At 64.9% G+C, this 15,964-nt stretch carries 18 protein-coding genes, 1 tRNA gene and 1 pseudogene; 3 read left to right on the top strand and 17 right to left on the bottom strand.

Annotation, left to right across the window (positions count from 1 at the left end; translation table 11 throughout):
• Nucleotides 1-116: 116 nt before the first annotated feature.
• The 8 genes and pseudogenes from yacG to ABIA90_RS38410 all read right to left on the bottom strand — a co-directional run bounded on the left by yacG (nucleotide 117) and on the right by ABIA90_RS38410 (nucleotide 5,832).
• Nucleotides 117-299, bottom strand: coding sequence for a DNA gyrase inhibitor YacG (gene yacG, locus ABIA90_RS38445; RefSeq protein WP_354121451.1), 183 nt, complete (start codon nucleotides 297-299; stop codon nucleotides 117-119).
• 145 nt (nucleotides 300-444) lie between these two features.
• Nucleotides 445-1,074, bottom strand: a complete 630-nt coding sequence (locus ABIA90_RS38440) for a Maf-like protein (RefSeq protein ID WP_085400916.1) — start codon at nucleotides 1,072-1,074, stop codon at nucleotides 445-447.
• A 145-nt stretch (nucleotides 1,075-1,219) separates the two neighbouring features.
• Nucleotides 1,220-1,687, bottom strand: a complete 468-nt coding sequence (locus ABIA90_RS38435) for an arsenate-mycothiol transferase ArsC (protein ID WP_063985873.1) — start codon at nucleotides 1,685-1,687, stop codon at nucleotides 1,220-1,222.
• A 132-nt stretch (nucleotides 1,688-1,819) separates the two neighbouring features.
• Nucleotides 1,820-2,317: a UPF0262 family protein gene (locus ABIA90_RS38430; protein WP_071909262.1), complete on the bottom strand. Its 498-nt coding sequence runs from the start codon at nucleotides 2,315-2,317 to the stop codon at nucleotides 1,820-1,822.
• Complete coding sequence (gene hisD, locus ABIA90_RS38425; protein ID WP_354121450.1) at nucleotides 2,314-3,609, bottom strand: histidinol dehydrogenase; 1,296 nt, start codon at nucleotides 3,607-3,609, stop codon at nucleotides 2,314-2,316. The genes ABIA90_RS38430 and hisD overlap by 4 nt, the downstream gene beginning before the upstream one ends.
• A gap of 145 nt (nucleotides 3,610-3,754) precedes the next feature.
• Nucleotides 3,755-4,204: a DUF2948 family protein gene (locus tag ABIA90_RS38420; protein WP_063986739.1), complete on the bottom strand. Its 450-nt coding sequence runs from the start codon at nucleotides 4,202-4,204 to the stop codon at nucleotides 3,755-3,757.
• An 82-nt stretch (nucleotides 4,205-4,286) separates the two neighbouring features.
• Complete coding sequence (locus ABIA90_RS38415; RefSeq protein ID WP_354121449.1) at nucleotides 4,287-4,946, bottom strand: NAD(P)H-binding protein; 660 nt, start codon at nucleotides 4,944-4,946, stop codon at nucleotides 4,287-4,289.
• A 26-nt stretch (nucleotides 4,947-4,972) separates the two neighbouring features.
• A pseudogene (locus tag ABIA90_RS38410) lies at nucleotides 4,973-5,832 on the bottom strand (SDR family NAD(P)-dependent oxidoreductase).
• A gap of 84 nt (nucleotides 5,833-5,916) precedes the next feature.
• Here ABIA90_RS38410 and ABIA90_RS38405 point away from each other — a divergent pair.
• Nucleotides 5,917-6,570 carry a TetR/AcrR family transcriptional regulator gene (locus ABIA90_RS38405; RefSeq protein WP_354121448.1) on the top strand — a complete coding sequence of 218 codons (654 nt, stop codon included), beginning with the start codon at nucleotides 5,917-5,919 and terminating at the stop codon, nucleotides 6,568-6,570.
• Between the two features lie 41 nt (nucleotides 6,571-6,611).
• Here the strand turns inward: ABIA90_RS38405 and ABIA90_RS38400 are convergent, their stop codons facing one another.
• The 5 genes from ABIA90_RS38400 to ABIA90_RS38380 form a co-directional block, all read right to left on the bottom strand.
• Nucleotides 6,612-7,436, bottom strand: a complete 825-nt coding sequence (locus ABIA90_RS38400; protein ID WP_354121447.1) for an alpha/beta fold hydrolase — start codon at nucleotides 7,434-7,436, stop codon at nucleotides 6,612-6,614.
• 114 nt (nucleotides 7,437-7,550) lie between these two features.
• Entirely contained in the window at nucleotides 7,551-8,060 is a 510-nt protein-coding gene (locus ABIA90_RS38395; protein ID WP_085400910.1) for a hypothetical protein, read from the bottom strand.
• A gap of 251 nt (nucleotides 8,061-8,311) precedes the next feature.
• Nucleotides 8,312-8,620 carry an EthD family reductase gene (locus ABIA90_RS38390; RefSeq protein WP_063985878.1) on the bottom strand — a complete coding sequence of 103 codons (309 nt, stop codon included), beginning with the start codon at nucleotides 8,618-8,620 and terminating at the stop codon, nucleotides 8,312-8,314.
• A 126-nt stretch (nucleotides 8,621-8,746) separates the two neighbouring features.
• On the bottom strand, nucleotides 8,747-10,465 hold the full coding sequence (locus ABIA90_RS38385) for an FAD-dependent oxidoreductase (RefSeq protein WP_354121446.1): 1,719 nt from the start codon (nucleotides 10,463-10,465) through the stop codon (nucleotides 8,747-8,749).
• A 28-nt stretch (nucleotides 10,466-10,493) separates the two neighbouring features.
• Nucleotides 10,494-10,682, bottom strand: coding sequence for a hypothetical protein (locus ABIA90_RS38380; protein ID WP_063985880.1), 189 nt, complete (start codon nucleotides 10,680-10,682; stop codon nucleotides 10,494-10,496).
• Nucleotides 10,683-10,999: 317 nt separating this feature from the next.
• On the opposite strand from ABIA90_RS38380, the gene ABIA90_RS38375 reads away from it, so the two are divergent.
• A tRNA-Thr gene (locus ABIA90_RS38375) sits at nucleotides 11,000-11,074 on the top strand.
• Between the two features lie 100 nt (nucleotides 11,075-11,174).
• Here ABIA90_RS38375 and ABIA90_RS38370 read toward each other — a convergent pair.
• On the bottom strand, nucleotides 11,175-12,194 hold the full coding sequence (locus tag ABIA90_RS38370; protein WP_354121445.1) for an outer membrane protein: 1,020 nt from the start codon (nucleotides 12,192-12,194) through the stop codon (nucleotides 11,175-11,177).
• A gap of 1,101 nt (nucleotides 12,195-13,295) precedes the next feature.
• Here ABIA90_RS38370 and ABIA90_RS38365 point away from each other — a divergent pair.
• Entirely contained in the window at nucleotides 13,296-13,787 is a 492-nt protein-coding gene (locus ABIA90_RS38365) for a septal ring lytic transglycosylase RlpA family protein (protein ID WP_094184040.1), read from the top strand.
• A gap of 96 nt (nucleotides 13,788-13,883) precedes the next feature.
• On the opposite strand, the gene ABIA90_RS38360 is transcribed toward ABIA90_RS38365, so the two are convergent.
• From ABIA90_RS38360 to ABIA90_RS38350, 3 genes are all read right to left on the bottom strand, one after another.
• On the bottom strand, nucleotides 13,884-14,372 hold the full coding sequence (locus ABIA90_RS38360) for a cyclic nucleotide-binding domain-containing protein (RefSeq protein WP_354121530.1): 489 nt from the start codon (nucleotides 14,370-14,372) through the stop codon (nucleotides 13,884-13,886).
• A 189-nt stretch (nucleotides 14,373-14,561) separates the two neighbouring features.
• Nucleotides 14,562-15,200 (bottom strand): ferric reductase-like transmembrane domain-containing protein, encoded by a 639-nt coding sequence (locus ABIA90_RS38355; protein ID WP_354114067.1) that lies wholly within the window; start codon nucleotides 15,198-15,200, stop codon nucleotides 14,562-14,564.
• Nucleotides 15,201-15,211: 11 nt separating this feature from the next.
• Entirely contained in the window at nucleotides 15,212-15,700 is a 489-nt protein-coding gene (locus tag ABIA90_RS38350; RefSeq protein WP_354121444.1) for a peptidase associated/transthyretin-like domain-containing protein, read from the bottom strand.
• Between the last annotated feature and the right edge of the window lie 264 nt (nucleotides 15,701-15,964).

Raw genomic sequence — 15,964 nt, 5'->3', positions numbered from 1 at the left:
CCGGCTTCGCCAAGTGGCTTCGCCGGGCGCGGCCCGGCTGTGCACAAGGTGGGGCGGGCTTGCTGCGGCTGGTGCGCGGCGAATCGGAGGTCGAAATAAACATCTGATATTATTGACTATTCTTCGCCATCTGCCTCGTCGTCGCGGCCGGGGATGACGTAGGAGCCTTTCAGCCAGCGGTGCAGGTCGACGTCGCGGCAGCGCGAGGAGCAGAACGGGCGGGTGGCTTCCGACTGCGGCTTGCCGCAGATCGGGCAGGTTTTGAGCGGGCCGGCGGGCTTTTTGACGTGGTCGTCCATGATGTCGGCAGCTTACTCGGGGTGAAGGCGTTCAAGAGCCTGTCGGCAAAGCGGTTCCTCGGGCGGACGCGCAGGCGTCGCGTGCCGGCTCCGGCGGCCCCATTCTACTGTGCATGGGGTTGTTTTCGAGATTTTTGTCGGCGCGCTAGATGGCCGTGGCGTTGAGCCAGCCGAAGCGGATCGGAAAACCCTCGCCGCCGAGCAGCGTCGTGGTCTCGTAGAGCGGCAGGCCGACGACGTTGCTGTAGGACCCCACCATCTTGACCACGAAGGAGCCGGCGATGCCCTGCACGGCGTAACCGCCGGCTTTGCCGCGCCATTCACCGGAGCCGATATAGGCCTGGATGTCGTCCTCGGAGAGGCGCTTGAAGCGGACGCGGGTCTCGACCAGGCGTTGGCGGAAGGCCTCGCGCGGCGTCACCAGACAGATCGCGGTGTAGACGCGGTGGTTGCGGCCCGACAGCAGCCGCAGGCACTGCGCCGCCTCGTCCACGAGGTTGGCCTTGGGCAGGATGCGGCGGCCGACCGCCACAACCGTATCGGCGGCGAGGATGAAGGCGCCGCGCAGCTCGTCGTCGAGCTGCACCGATTTCAGGGCAGCATCGGCCTTGGCCCTTGCGAGACGGTTGGCGCAGGCGCGCGGCAGCTCGCCCCGCTTCGGCGTCTCGTCGACGTCGGCCGGCCGGAGCGCGTCCGGCTCGATGCCGGCCTGGTTGAGCAGCGACAGGCGCCGCGGCGAACCGGAGGCAAGTACGAATTTGGGGCGGCCGAGCATCAGGTGATTGGGGGATGAAGCAGGGGGTGAATTGCGCGCGGAACCTATCGGAAGGGGGCTGATTTCACAACCCGGGAACCCGGACTTTACTGATTCGAGGCGTCCAACATGCGTGTGCCCTCGGTCTGTGACGCGGGTGTTACGGCTAACCGCTCGCCGCGCCGACCTTCGCAAAACGCCTGCGGATGCGCATCAACAGCTGGTCGCAGACCTCGCGGTAGGCGGCGAGCTTCTGGTCGCGGCTGCCTTCGATGGTGGTGGGATCCTGCGTCGGCCAGTATTCGACGTCGGCGGCGAGCGTGCGGGTCAGCTCCAGCGCCTTGTGGTGCGCTTCGGGCGAGAGCGTGATGATGAGGTCGAAATTCAGCCCCTCCCAATCCTCCAGCTCCTCGAAGGTCTGCGGCTTGTGGGCGGAGATGTCCTGCCCCAGTTCGTCCATCACGGCGACCACGAAGGGATCGAGCTCGCCTTTCCTGGCGCCGGCCGACTTCACGTAGAGGCCTTGCGGAAACATGTGCCGGAGCAGGCTCTCGGCCATCGGCGAGCGCACGCTGTTCATCGCGCAGGCGAACAGCACCGATTGCGGATCGCGTGCGCGTGGCGGACCCGCCATCGCGCCTAGCCCCTTTTGAAAGAGGGCATGGCCTTGTCGGAAAACCGCTGCACATTTTTCCAGGCCATTAAGCCGTTTGTCTCGCGCATGACCTGGTCCGAAAACCGGTGCCCACTTTTCGGGATCATGCGCCTAACCCTTCCAGTGGAGGACGGTGATGAGCGTGAACAGCCGGCGCGAGGTCTCGAAGTCGACCCGCACCTTGCCCTTCAGCCGCTCCTGGAGCGTGCGCGATCCCTCGTCATGGATGCCGCGGCGGCCCATGTCGATGGCCTCGATCTTGTCCGGCGTAGCTGTCCGGATCGCCTGGTAGTAGCTGTCGCAGATCATGAAATAGTCCTTCACGATCCGCCGGAACGGCGTCAGCGACAACAGATGCGCGACCACGGGCGTGCCTTCCTCGCGGCGAATGTCGAACATCAGCCGGCTGCCGGTGATGCCGATATGCAGCGTGAACGGCCCCTTCCCGTCGGCGCCATCGGGCGCGAACAAATTCTGCTCGATCAGATCGTAGATCGCGATCGCGCGCTCATGCTCGATGTCGGGCCCGGAACGGCCGATCGAGTCCTCGTCGAGGGTGACCGCGACGATGCGATTGGTCGAGTCGTCCTGTTCGGGCGGCTGGGTCATGACAGATTGAGGCGCAATCCAATCGAGCGCGAATGAGCGTCCAGCCCCTCCGCTTGTCCGAGCGTCATCGCGGCAGGTCCGAGCGCACGCAGCTGGTCCGGGCCGCATTTCAGGATCGAGGTGCGCTTCATGAAGTCGGCAACTCCGAGGCCTGAGGAGAATCGCGCCGAGCGCGCCGTCGGCAGCACGTGGTTGGAGCCGCCGACATAGTCGCCGATGGCCTCCGGCGTATGCGCCCCGAGGAACACCGCACCGGCGTTGCGGATCTTTGCGGCAAGCGCGTCGGGATCATCAGTCATGATCTCGAGATGCTCGGCCGCGATCGCATCCGCGAGCGGAATGGCGTCGGCAAGATTCTTGACCATGATGATGGCGCCGAAATCGGCCCAGGAGGCGCCGGCGATCGCGGCGCGCGGCAATGTCTTCAGCTGCGCTTCGACGGCCTTTTCGACATCGGCGGCGAGGCGCGCGGAATCTGTGATCAGGATCGATTGCGCGCTGGCATCATGCTCGGCCTGCGCCAGCAGATCAGCGGCGATCCAGTCGGCATTGCCGGTGTCGTCGGCAATCACCAGCACCTCGGAGGGGCCGGCGATCATGTCGATGCCGACCTTGCCGAACACCAGCCGTTTTGCGGCGGCGACATAGGCGTTGCCGGGGCCGACGATCTTTGCGACCGGCGCGATCGTGGCGGTACCGTGCGCCAGCGCCGCCACGGCCTGCGCGCCGCCAACGCGGTAGATCTCGCTGACGCCGCCAAGCGAAGCGGCCGCCAGCACCAGCGGGTTGAGCTTGCCGTCCGGCGACGGCACCACCATGACGAGGCGCGAGACGCCGGCGACCTTCGCGGGCACCGCATTCATCAGCACCGAGGACGGATAGGCCGCGGTGCCGCCGGGCACATAGAGGCCTGCGGATTCGATGGCGGTATAGCGCCAGCCGAGCTCCACCCCGAGCGGATCGGTGAAGCGCTCGTCCTTCGGGAGCTGGCGGCGGTGATAGGTCTCGATGCGGTCGCGCGCGAGCTTGAGCGCATCCAGTGTCGCGGCATCGCAGGCCTTCACGGCCGTCTCGATCTCGTCGGCGGTGATGCGCAGGCCGGATGCATCCAGCTTCAACCGGTCGAACTTTGCCGTGGCCTCGAGCAGGGCCGCATCGCCCCGCCTGGCGACGTCGTCGACGATGGTGCGCACGGCGGCCTCGACGTCGGCCGAGACCTCGCGCTTGGCGGCGAGGAAGGCCGCGAATCGCTGGTCAAAATCGGCGCTGCTGCGGTCGAGACGAACGGGCATTTTTGGCTTGGCTTCCGGCTGGTCTTTGGGGCGGATTGGCTCACCCGACCCCCTGCTCAATGGCGCGGCGGGGAAGCTGCGTCAACCCTCGGGAGATGCCGTTCCGGCAGCGGCCCGACCTGGCTTGACTGGTATACCGGTCAGCTCACCCCTCCTCCTCGAGGCCCAGTCCGGCCCCCAGCGCGTCCGCCCCCAGATCGGTCAACTCGCATTCCAGACATTCGACGTCGAGGCGGATGGCGCCGCCATGGGCGAACAGCAGCAGGGCGCTGCCCCCGGGCTCCTCGTCGCGGCCGTCCTGGGAGTGAAACTCGATGCCGACGAGGTCCAGAACCTCGTCCGGCGCGCCGAGGTCGATGTTGCGCGACTTGCAGGCGAGCACGCGGTCGAAGCGGAGCGCGGCGACCAACCGGCGGGGTTCGGCCTCGCCGTCCAGCGACTGCTCCCAGTCCAGCCGGCTCATCCCGACCACCAGCCGCTTCTCGCTTTGCCGCCAGATGATGTCGGCGGCCTGGACACGGGCGTCCTGCACATGGGTCGAGATCACGGCGAGATCGTCGGCGTCGAGCGCGATCAGTTTGAGCTGGGGAGACATCGCCGGCATTTCTCCTCGGGGGACCGATAAGGCTCAACGCGCGCGGGCGCGGAAATTTCCGTGAAACTAACGGGCCAGCCGGCTAGAGGCTATTGATATCCTCCATCTCCAGCACCTTCCGCGGATACCCCTCCCGGGCGACACGAATCATGGCGCGGCCCATCTGCTCGGTCGAGGTGACGAGCCGCGGCGAGATCCGGCGCAGCGCCGACCAGAGCGGCCCGGTTGCGGCATACACGGCCTGCACCCAGGCGGTCTTGGAGCGGGCGCCGTGCAGGGGCTGGATCGCCCCTGGACGGAACATGTAGGCGCCCCGGAACGGCAGCTTGAGCAGATCGTTTTCGGTCTTGCCCTTGATCCGCGCCCACATCCGCGATCCCTGCTCGGTGGAATCGGTGCCGGCGCCGGTGACGTAGACAAACGTCATCTGCGGATTGAGCTTCGCGAGCGTCGTCGCTGCAGCGAGCGTGAGATCGTAGGTGAGATGGCGATAGCGATCCTCGCTCATGCCGATCGAAGAGACGCCGAGGCAGAAGAAGCAGGCATCGAAGCCCGTGAGCTGCGCTTCGATCGCCGAGTAGTCGGTGAAATCGCCGTGCGTGATTTCGGTGAGCTTGGCATTGCGGACGCCGGTCGGGCTGCGGCCGACGACGAGCACGCGGTCGATGCCGCCGTCGATCAGGCATTCGCGCAATACGCCCTGCCCGACCATGCCGGTCGCGCCGAAGATGATGACTTGCATCGTGACGTCCCCAACCGGCCCGCGGCTCATGCGGCGACCGCGATCTCGTCGAAGGATACACCGGTCAACGTCGCCGAGACATCCCACAGCATGGCGGCCGCGGCGAAATCCTTCGCCTGCGGCATGATCTTCGCCGGCGCGGGCGGCCCCTTCAGTTCGTAGAACCAGTTCGGACCGTAATAGCCGCCGGGCTCTGCAACCGGCGAGGTCGCCGCGAACAGCGTGGGCAGCGCGCCTTCGGCTGCGGAGTGGCTGATGAAAGGCTGGAGCCAACGGCTGACACGCGACTGGAAGGTGTCGGCGCCCGGCCCGTTCGGAATGAGATCGGTCCGCGCGTAGCCGGGATGGGCAGCAAGGCTCGTCAGGCCCCAGCCGGCGGCGAGGCTGTGGCGCTGCAGCTCCAGCGAAAACATCAGCATCGCCAGCTTGGACTGGCAATAGGCGCGCCAGGGACGATAGGAACGCTTGCTTTGCAGATCGTCGAAATTGATCGCGCCGGAGCGGTGCGCGAGGCTCGACAGATTGACGATGCGCGGCGCTTTCGCGCGGCGAAGCTGCGGCAACAGCTGTGCCGTCAGGGCGTAATGGCCGAGATAGTTGGTGCCGAGCTGCATCTCGAAACCATCCTCCGTCTGCTGCCGCTTCGGCAGCGCCATCACGCCGGCATTGTTGATCAGGAGATCGAGCTGCTCGCGTTGGGAAACCGCTCGCAAATGCCCTCGATCGCCCGCAGGCCCTTTGCGTCGTTGCGTCCGGTGAGTATGACAATGGCACCGGCGCCCGCCAGCGCCATCGCCGTCTCGTAGCCGAGGCCGCCCGTCGCCCCGGTCACGACGGCGGTCTTGCCGCTGAGGGAGGGGATGTCTGCCGTACTCCAGTCGGTCATGCCGTATCTCCGTTCGGGGCTGGAATGAGGCCCGCGACCGGTCTAAATGTGCACTGAGTGCAAGTTTGCAAGAGGTGAAATAATTTGAAGGCTTCAAAGCCCGGCGGGAAATCGGTCAGGAGAGGCGCCAAGCCATTGCCGGCAGGAGCAAAATCCCCTGATGGTCCCGGCCTGCGCCAGCGTAAATTGCAAGAGACCCGCGAGCGGCTGACCCGCGCGGCGATGGCGCTGTTCCTGGAGCGCGGCTTCGAGGCCACGACCATCGACGACATCGCGACCGCGGCCGACGTGTCACGCCGCAGCTTCTTCCACTACTTCGCGTCGAAAGAGGACGTGGTCGCCGCCTGGCAGGAGGGCGCAGCAAGCGCGCTGGTCGCAGAGGTCGTGGCGCGGCCAGCGGGCGAAACCATGCTGACGGCGGCGGAGAATGCGATCGCGGCGGCGGTCAGGCGGATCGACCCGGCGGAAGCCGCGGCGATGTCGCGGCTCAAGCGCGACAATCCAGCGCTTCACGCGCGCGACCAGCTCAAATACGAGAAGCTCGAGCGCGCACTGGCCGAAGGGCTTTCGCAGCGTGCCAAAACCAAATCGGACAGGCTGAAGGCACGGCTCGTCGCCATGATCGCCACCGGCGCGATGCGCGTCGGCGGCGAAAACTGGATCGGCGAAGATGTGCGGGAGAAACCGGAGGTTTTCGTGAAGCGCACGTTCGATGCGATCAGGGCGATCTTGAAGTGAGTGCGCACCCTCCCCTGGAGGGGGAGGGTAAGATCAGTCCCTCACGCCTTGAAGAACGCGAGCAGGTCCGCGTTGATGGTTTCGGCGTGCGTGGTCGGCATGCCGTGCGGAAAGCCCTTGTAGGTCTTGAGCGTGCCGTTCTTCAGCAGCTTGGCCGACAGCGGGCCGGAATCGGCGTAGGGAACGATCTGGTCGTCGTCGCCGTGCATCACCAGCACGGGCACGCTGATCTTCTTCAGGTCCTCGGTGAAATCGGTCTGCGAGAACGCGACGATTCCGTCGTAATGCGCCTTCGCGCCGCCCATCATGCCCTGGCGCCACCAGTTCTGGATCACCGCTTCCGACGGCTTTGCGCCGGGACGGTTGTAGCCGTAGAAAGGACCGGAAGCGACGTCGCGGTAGAAGCCGGTGCGGCTGGCGGCGAGCTGCTTCTGGAGATCGTCGAACACGCTCTTCGGAAGGCCGCCGGGATTGGCCGCCGTCTGCACCATCAGCGGCGGCACCGCCGAGAGGATCGCAGCCTTCGCCACCCGGCTCTCGCCGTGACGCGCGATGTAGTGCACGACCTCGCCGCCGCCGGTGGAGTGGCCGACATGGATGGCGTTCTTGAGGTCGAGATGCGCGGTCACCGCCGCGAGATCGTCGGCATAGTGATCCATGTCGTGGCCGTCGGCGACCTGCGAGGAGCGGCCGTGGCCGCGGCGGTCATGGGCGATGACGCGGTAGCCGTGATTGGCGAAGAATATCATCTGCGTGTCCCAGTCGTCGGCCGACAGCGGCCAGCCATGGCTGAACACGATCGGCTGGCCCGAGCCCCAATCCTTGAAAAAGATCTCGACGCCGTCCTTGGTGGTGATGGTGGGCATGAATGGCTCCTTCAGTGAAAATCAATCCGGGGCTCGCAAAACGCGAGCCGGCGATCCGGAGATGGTCGGGCGATATCACGAGGTCGATGCCGCGCACCGACCGTGAACGTGCGATCAGGCAAACGTCATCGGCTTGTAGCGGCGCCAGGCGCCGATGGTCAGCACCACGAAGAACACCAGCACGATGCCCTGCACCACGGCGAAGACGGGGCCTCCCGGCGGATTCGGCGGCACGGCAGGCGCGAGCGCGGCGAGCGCCGGCACCTTCAGGAACGACTGGATCACCAGCACGAAGACGTTGAAATAGAGCGAGATCATCGCGGTCACGATGTAGACGGGACGCCAGACCCCTTTGAGCTTCATTCCGTAGAGCGCGAGGCAGGCGATCGCGAGCAGCACCAGCGAGATGCCGGCGATGATGTACGAGGGCAGCAGCTCCTTGAACGGAAACAGGAAGCCGGTGACGCTGGTGAGGATCGTGAACAGCAGGAAGATCGCGGTGAGGCCCGGCATCGGCTTCGACCCGAGCAGGCCGAACATCACGACCAGGCCGGCGACGATGCCGATCAGGCTGATGATGACATGGACCAACGTGAAGGCGGGCAGGCTCAATCCAAGCATCATCTCACTCTCTCCGTTTGGAAGCTTTGGATGGTATTACGGCCCTCATTGAATGGCTACATGCGCGATGTCACAGGCTCGTGCGGAGCCATGCGCCGTCGTGCGAATCGACAAACGCATGACTGAATTTTTTGCACCGCTGTCACAAACGAGAGCAGTTTGCAGCCCGGATGGGGCGAAGCTAAATCCGGGCTACGAGCTTGCAGGTCTTCGACGAAAGTTGAATCGAATTTGGCGAGACGCTTCGCGCGCGCTCAGACTTCCTTGGTGTCGAAGATCAGCAGATCGGCGCCGCCGCTGGCGAATTTCGGCACGTCGCCCGCGGCCGCCTTGCCAGCTTCACTGCCGAAGGCCTTCTGGATGTCGCCCACGCTGTCGAAGCTGAGAATGGCGACGAGGTGGACGCCCGATGGTCCGGCGGGCGAGCCGACTGCGCCCGTGCTGACGGCGTATTTCTTCAGGCCGGGAAGTTTCTTCGCGAGCGGAATGTGGGTCTCGGCATAATGCTTGTCGAAGGCGGCGGCGTCCTTGGGCGTCTTGTAGAGCACGACGAGTTCGGCCATTTAGTCCTCCCTTGTGAATCTTTTGTTCTTCCACGCGCGATTGGCCTCGCGACGGGGCGATAGTCCGTGGGACACGGCAAGATGGCAAGTGAGATTCCGCTTGCCGTCTGCTTGTCTTGTCCTTGACTAAAGCGCCGGTTTTGCGGCGTCGCCGAGATAGCCGTGCAGGGAGGCCACGACCTGCGCGCCTTCGCCGATGGCGCCGCCGACGCGCTTGACCGAGCCGGAGCGGACGTCGCCGACCGCGTAGACGCCGGGCACCGAGGTCTCCAGTGGGGCCACCAGCTTGCCCTGGTTCAGCTCGGACTGCGCGCCCGTCACGACGAAGCCGCCGCGATCGAGCGTGACGCCGCAGCCGTCGAGCCAGCTGGTGGCGGGATCGGCACCGACGAACAAAAAGAGATTCTTGATGTCGGCGGAGTCTTCATCGCTCGACAGCCGGCTCTTCCAGCGGATGCGCCGCAGCAGCGAGGCCTCGTCGCCCTCGAGCGCGGTGATCTCGGTGTTGAACATCAGTTCGATGTTGGGTGTCGCTTCGATGCGCTCGATGAGATAGCGCGACATGCTGGCCCCCAGGCCCCCGCCGCGGATGATCATCAGCACCTTCTTGGCATGGCCCGACAGGAACACGGCCGCCTGCCCCGCCGAATTGCCGGCACCGACCAGGGCCACCTCGTCGCCGGCGCAGAGCCGCGCCTCGACCGGAGAGGCCCAATACCAGACGCCGCGACCCTCGAACTTGTCGAGGTTCTCGATCTCGGGGCGGCGATAACGCGCGCCGCTCGCAACCACGACTGCCCGCGAGCGCAAGGGATCGCTGCCGTCGAGCGTCACCGCAAAGGCACCGTCCCGGCGCGTGCAGTCGAGCGACTTCACCGTGACGGGGATCATGATGTCGGCGCCGAACTTCTGCGCCTGGTTGAACGCGCGCGCGGTCAGGGCCTGGCCAGAAATGCCGGTCGGAAAGCCCAGATAGTTTTCGATGCGCGCGCTGGCGCCGGCCTGGCCGCCGAAGGCGCGGGTGTCGAGCACGGCGACCGAAAGCCCTTCGGAGGCGGCATACACCGCGGTCGCCAGCCCGGCGGGTCCGCAGCCGACGATCGCGACGTCGTAGATGCGGTCGTTGCGGGGGCCGCCGATCATGCCGATCGCGCGCGCAACCTCGGTTTCGCTGGGGTTGCGCAGCACCTCGCCGCTCGCCGCGACGACCAGCGGCCAGTCTTCCGGCTTCGGCGAATAGCGCGCGATCACCTCGGCGGCGTCGCGGTCACGCTCGGGATCGAGCAGATGATGCGGCTGGCCGTTGCGGGTGAGGAAGCCCTGCAAGCGCACCACGCCGGCCGAATACGAGGGACCGATCAGCACCACACCGCCGACGCCGGCCTGAAGCAGATTGACCCGGCGCAGGATCAGCGCGCGCATGATGCGCTCGCCGAGCTCGGCCTCGGCGACCAGCAGCGCGCGCAGGCGGGGCGGCGGCAGCAGCAGCGTCTCGACCTCGCCTTCGGCGCGGCCGTCGACCAGCGCCGGCCGGCCCGAGAGCTGGCTGAGCTCGGCCAGAAATTGCCCCGGCCCCTGGTCGATCAGCGGGGTGACATTGCCGAGCCCGTCGCGCTGGGTGATGGCGACGTGGCCCTTCAGCACGACGAACATGCCCGGTCCGGGCTTGCCGGTCTCGAACAGGAATTCGCCGTCAGCGTAAGTGCGGACCTCGCCGAAATTCCGCATGCGCTCGATCTCGGCCGATGTCAGCGCCGGAAAGGTCTGCTCAGGGCGCGTGAACCGCGACATCTGCGCGTCACCATCGTTTCGTTGCTGCTCGTCCTGCCCCGTTGCCACGTCCATGCACTCCAAAAATTCTAATCGCCAGACTTCAATCGCCAGTCTTGCCGGCGGTCCCCTCATCTAGGGAAGCATCGTCGTTCTGCGAGGGGTCGGTGATTGCGGCGCGTTCGCGCGCCTGCATCTTCCGCCGCTTCAGGTTTTCGCGCAGCGCCGATTTCAGCCGGTCGTCCCGCGCCCCCCTCGCCTGTCTCGTGCTCTTGTCGTTCTCGTCAGCCATCAGCGGTCCATACCAGCGATCCGCGATAACATGCCCGGAGAATGCGGCAGCTCAAGAGGCCCCTCGCGAACTGTTCGTGCGAAATCCAAAATGGGCCGAATGCCATGCCGCGGCCAACTGGCCAGTTGGCCGGGGATATCGGAACCGAAATCGGCGGAAAGTCGGTACTTTCACCTGAAAACGGGCATTTTGGCCCCGATATCGACCCGATTTTCTCATTTTGGCGGAGCTAGCAAGCTTGCACAGGAGGGGGGCTTGTGGCAGATATCGGCCCGCTTGGTAGGCCCCCTTGGCGGCCGATTCTCATCCCAGCACATGCTGCCGTAGCTCAGTGGTAGAGCACTCCATTGGTAATGGAGAGGTCGACAGTTCAATCCTGTCTGGCAGCACCAGTTTCCTCAGAAAATCGCCTTCTTCCGTTGCCCGGTTGCCTCCTGGGAGGGGCCGGACGTGTCGTTCGCCCCCTCCGATTCTCGCAGTGATCGAGCTCAGCTAGAAGCCGAAGCCGATGCCGCCGGCTGCGAGATGGTGCGATGTGCCGCCGAAGCTGGCCGTCCACGGGCTGGTCGCAGCATGAGCGGGATTCACGGTGGAGCCGAAAACCTGATTCACATCGCCGACGTACAGATAGCGGTACTCGCCGAACAGGTAAGCGCCGCTGTTGCCGAGAGCGAAGCGCGCACCGGCCTTGGCCTGTGCCGCAAAGGTCCAGGCTGAGGAGTCCGGACGCGCGTTGAAGTGGTTGATGCCAGGCTCGGCCGGGTCGGTCTGTGTGGACGTGGCGCCGTTGATGGAGACGTTCGCGGCCCCGATCCCGCCACCGATATAGGGCGTGATGCCTTGATAGGGCGTGTTGAAGCCGACAACCATGTTCGCCAGCAGCACCGTGGTGCGCGTCGGGAAAGTCGTGTCGAAGGAGTGCTCTGCAAATCGGGCTGTGGGGGTCACCAACGTCGCACGCGGCTGGTTACCTGCCAGATAGAAACCTTCGATCTCCAAAGCGGGCCGCAGATACGTACCATACGACCATTCATAACCGAGATGCGCGCCACCGAACCCGACGCCGCCGCTGCTGGTCCGCCCTGTGGCGTCGACAGCCAAGGGGCCCCCGACGGCCTCAACGAAAAAGACGGTGCCGGGCTGGCTGACGTCAGTGCCGCCGCGACTGCCGCCGCCACCGAACACGCCGACATAGGCACCGCCGGTGCGCGCCGGCGCGACTGCGGGTCCCTTGTTGTACATCGCATAAGCCTGCGCGGGCGGTGCTACCGCAACCGTCTCCCTCGCAGCGTCGCGTCCGGCTGGCTTGGCTGCCGGTGCAGTCGCCTCTCGCGGAGTGACCGTGCGCCGCTCCTGTTTGGCCTGCTTCAATTCGGCGCGCAGCTCGGAGATGGTCTGCTGCTGCGCTTTCAGCATGCGAAACAGTTCGGCGTTGGAGGGAACGTCCTCGGCATGGGCGGCGCTCGCCGTCATCAATCCCGCGGCCACGATGAAACATTTACGCGCTGTCATTTGATACCCCGCCCCTCGGTTGCAAATCATCGCTGACACTATGGAACCTGGTCAGGCCATCGCAAAGATATCGCGTCTGCGGATGCGACCGTTCGAGGCACCTAAGCTGGCGATTCCGAACGCATGTGGATTTTGAGCGACACGCACCCCGCGTCTCGATCAATCCCATCGGGCAACACGATTCTCAATTCACGCATGAAGCGGCATTCTCGCGGCATGAAACGCCCGAGTTTTGCTCTCCTCTTTCGCCCTCTTCCGTGAAGAGGGCGCAGGGAAGGCCGGGTGCCGGCTGGCACCCATGATCCGCTGCGCCAGGAATTTGCACACGCAAATGCGCAGGCGGGAAACAGGTGGGCCGGAAAAACACCCGGCCTTCCCTGCGCGATGGTCTGACGGCTTATGCGCGCTCTCCCCGGAGCCGAGTTCCTTCTGGCCTCCGTCACCTCGCGAATTGGCGATGCCTCGAAACCCGGTAGAGCCCCGATCCATCTCCGCAAGGCTTAACCGTAGCAACGACGGTCAGGACCACGCGTTTTCGCCGTACGCAGCCATCCAGCTCCACCCAAGGGCTTCGCCGGACACAGGCGCCGTCCGGTCCGCACGCAGTCAAGGCCCTCACGAGGTTCATCTCGCCCTGGTCCTGCCTTCGCGTGCCCGGCACTGCCGCGTCCACCGCACCCCGGCCCACGTTCGTGACGACGTACGATCGCCCCTCTTCTCGGGTCGGGATGGCGGAGAGAATGCCGTAATTCCGAATTTCGGTAAAGTGGAATATTTTACTGCAGAGGATTGACGGGTTTGTGCGAGCGGCGGGTGTTTTGCCCGACGCATCAATTAGCGCGAGCGTGTCGGCTTTTGGCGACATCGCATTTGTCACTCGCCGCAGGTTCCATCAGGTCATGCTGCTGACGCATTCTCTGTCTTAGACGGGGACAACCTAAAACACTGCGTGCGGACCGCTCTGGTTCGCACATCGGTTCCGTAGCCAGGGGTTGGCTCGAATCCGCAAATCACTGGTGCAAGTTCGTGAACGCTTCCGCGTTCGCTTGACCATGTTTGCGGTGTCGGAACCGGACGATCGAAAAAATCACAGGAGTTATAATGCTGTTCCGCTCGAGCGCCGCAATTTGCGGCGCCCTGGTTGCGCTTGCCGTTTCTGTTCCCGTTGATCGAAGTGAAGCGTGTGAAGTTCACTCAAGCGCCGTCGTCGATGCCGCCTCCGGGGAGGCGATCGTTGGCGCCGCATCCATGTACAATCCGTTCAAGCCCGGCAAGGAAGAGGGCGGTCCGAACACAGCCTCCGGCGAGCGCTATGATCCCTCTGTCTGGGCGGCTGCCATCAAGACGAATTTGCGCGGGAAATTTGGTGGGGTCCAATTTGGCGCGAGGCCGAAATATGCCCTCGTCGAGGCCGTCGGCAAGAAGGTCATCGTCAAGATAAATGACGTGGGGCCATTAAGGCCTGGCCGCATCATCGACCTCAACGAGCGGACGATGCGCCATTTCGATCCAAGCCTGGAGCTCGGAGTCATTGTTGGCGTAAGAGTGATCCCACTTTCAGGGGACGATTGGATCCCGGGACCGGTGGGCTGAACGTCCCACGCGAAGTGGCGTGGCCCGGATGGAGCGCGAGCGTAATCCGGGACCGTCAGCCGCGGAGCGAACTTGCGGCGGCGCAGAGAAGCACAGTCATCTCGCGGGGGTTTCGTCTTCGTCCGCCTGGTGTCCGGTGAGGCGATCGTCGGCACGGCGCAGCCGCCGGCATAGCTCGCGATTGATGTTCTGCAGGACGATCACATAGGCGTGGATATCGGCCTTGTAGCAGGCGTAGAGCTTTTGCGCCGTCAGCTCGTACAGCACCGTCGGACTCTCCGCGACCACCGTGGCGGAGCGATTTTGCATTTCAATCAGCGTCATTTCACCGAAGAAATCGCCAGCCTCCAGAACGGAAATCGGGATGACGCTCCCCGAGTTCGCCTGCTTGCTCACCGCCAGCCGGCCGGATTTGACGATGAACAGCGAGCGTCCCGGCTCGCTTTCCGCCACGACGGTCGCGCCGGCATCAAAGCGGCACTCGACCAGCATCGAAATCAGCAGGTCGAGGCTTGGGTCCGGAAGACCGCCGAAGAACGGCGTCGCGAGCAGGAACGTTTTCAGCTCGGGGGCACTGACAACCATCGCGCTAGGATACGCCCCGTCGCTATCTGCGACAAGCGGAGCGGAGATCGGTGCTGACGACGCCGAACGTGTTTGAACAAGGCGGTCAGCAAGAATTTCGTAGGAGCGCTTGCGAAACCCATCATGCTTCCGCGCAGACAAAGTGCGATGGGTTTCGCTTCGCTCTACTACGCGCTACGCGCGGCCATGTCACTGCGGCGCAGTGCTCTCGCCGCGCAACGTCCTTCGCTTTCGCCACACCTGCAGGTCGATCATGACTTTTACGGTTGCCGCGAGGACGAGCGCGCAGAGTGCCGCCTTAGAGATCGTCTCCATCGTCCCCTCGATTAGCAGGCAATGGACCACGCTGCCTGCGACGATGACGATCGCCAGCGGCATGTGAATGAAGCGCCAGGTTCGCGGTCGCAGTCCCAATCGCCGGCGCAGGGCGGCCAAAAGCGCGACCGCGAAGATGGCCCACATGGCGGTTACGCCAAAGGGAGAGAACGGCGTCGGCGATGAGAAGGTCAGCGCGTCGATCATGTCGGGCGGGCTGGTGATCCAGAGGCCAACGACATGGATCACGATCGCTGCGACCAGCGCGCCGCCGATCCAGTGATGTGCACGCCGTCCGCGATAGGCCGGAAATCCCGGCAGATATCCGCCGATCAGCAGGGGCTGAACGAGCACGAGACCGAGGGCAACAATCCCCGCAAACCCGGCCAGAATGTAGAGCGGACCGCGCCATGCGAGCTGCTCGCTTCCCGCTGCCGCGGCGATCGGCACGCCAATGGCCAAAGCAAGGGCGACCCAGATCAGGATCACCCGGGCCAGTCTCCACCCCTTCATTCGCAACCCGGTCAGGCCGGCTGCAGGACGAAGTGCGCTTCCAGGCTCGTCTCCTTCGCGCTCCGCATCACCGGCCGCAGAAAGACCGTCTTGAACTCACCGCTGTCATAGGCGAGGTGACCATGCGGCTGGCCGAAGATCGGAATGATCTGCGGCATCTCGAGCCGGAACTTGCCGTCCTTGTCGGTGAGCGTGGCGCCATGACTTTGCGGCTCGTGCTCCTGCCCTTCGGTCGTGTGCGCCCAGATCTGGATGCGCTGCCCGGCAAGTGGCGCCCCGTCGCCTGCGCGGCGTACGGTGCCGCTCATCCAGAAGCCGCCCTTGCCGATCCTGTCCACGATCGCCGCGCCCTTGCGGTAGTTGTTCGCGCCACCCGACATCGACTCGGTCGGCGCGAGGCCTTCAGCGCGGGCCGGCAACAGGAGCCCGGACACCCCGGCCGCCAGGACCGAGCCGCCGGCGACGAGGAGATAGCGTCGGTTGAGTACGACCATGGTCATGTCAGTTCCTCCTCGACCCGTGCAGTGGCTCCGCCGAGGGTACAACAACAAGCGCGCGACGCCCAGTTGAGTCGGAGGGCGCACCAGGTAGCAATAACAGGGTTGTGAACGGAGGTGCCGGCCACTCAAACAGCCGCGAACGAACGCCATTCTCGCGGCATGAAACGCCCGAGTTCGGTTTTGCTCCTTCCCGCTCGTCCGTGAAGAGGGTGCAGGGAAGACTTGGTGCCGGCTGGCACCCATGGCCCGCTATGCTGCTTCGGC

This window comes from Bradyrhizobium sp. LA6.8, from assembly GCF_040547935.1.
Taxonomy (GTDB): Bacteria; Pseudomonadota; Alphaproteobacteria; order Rhizobiales; family Xanthobacteraceae; genus Bradyrhizobium; species Bradyrhizobium barranii.
The sequence above is the reverse complement of the archived record's forward strand: the minus strand, read 5'-3'. Positions and strand labels throughout refer to the sequence as shown.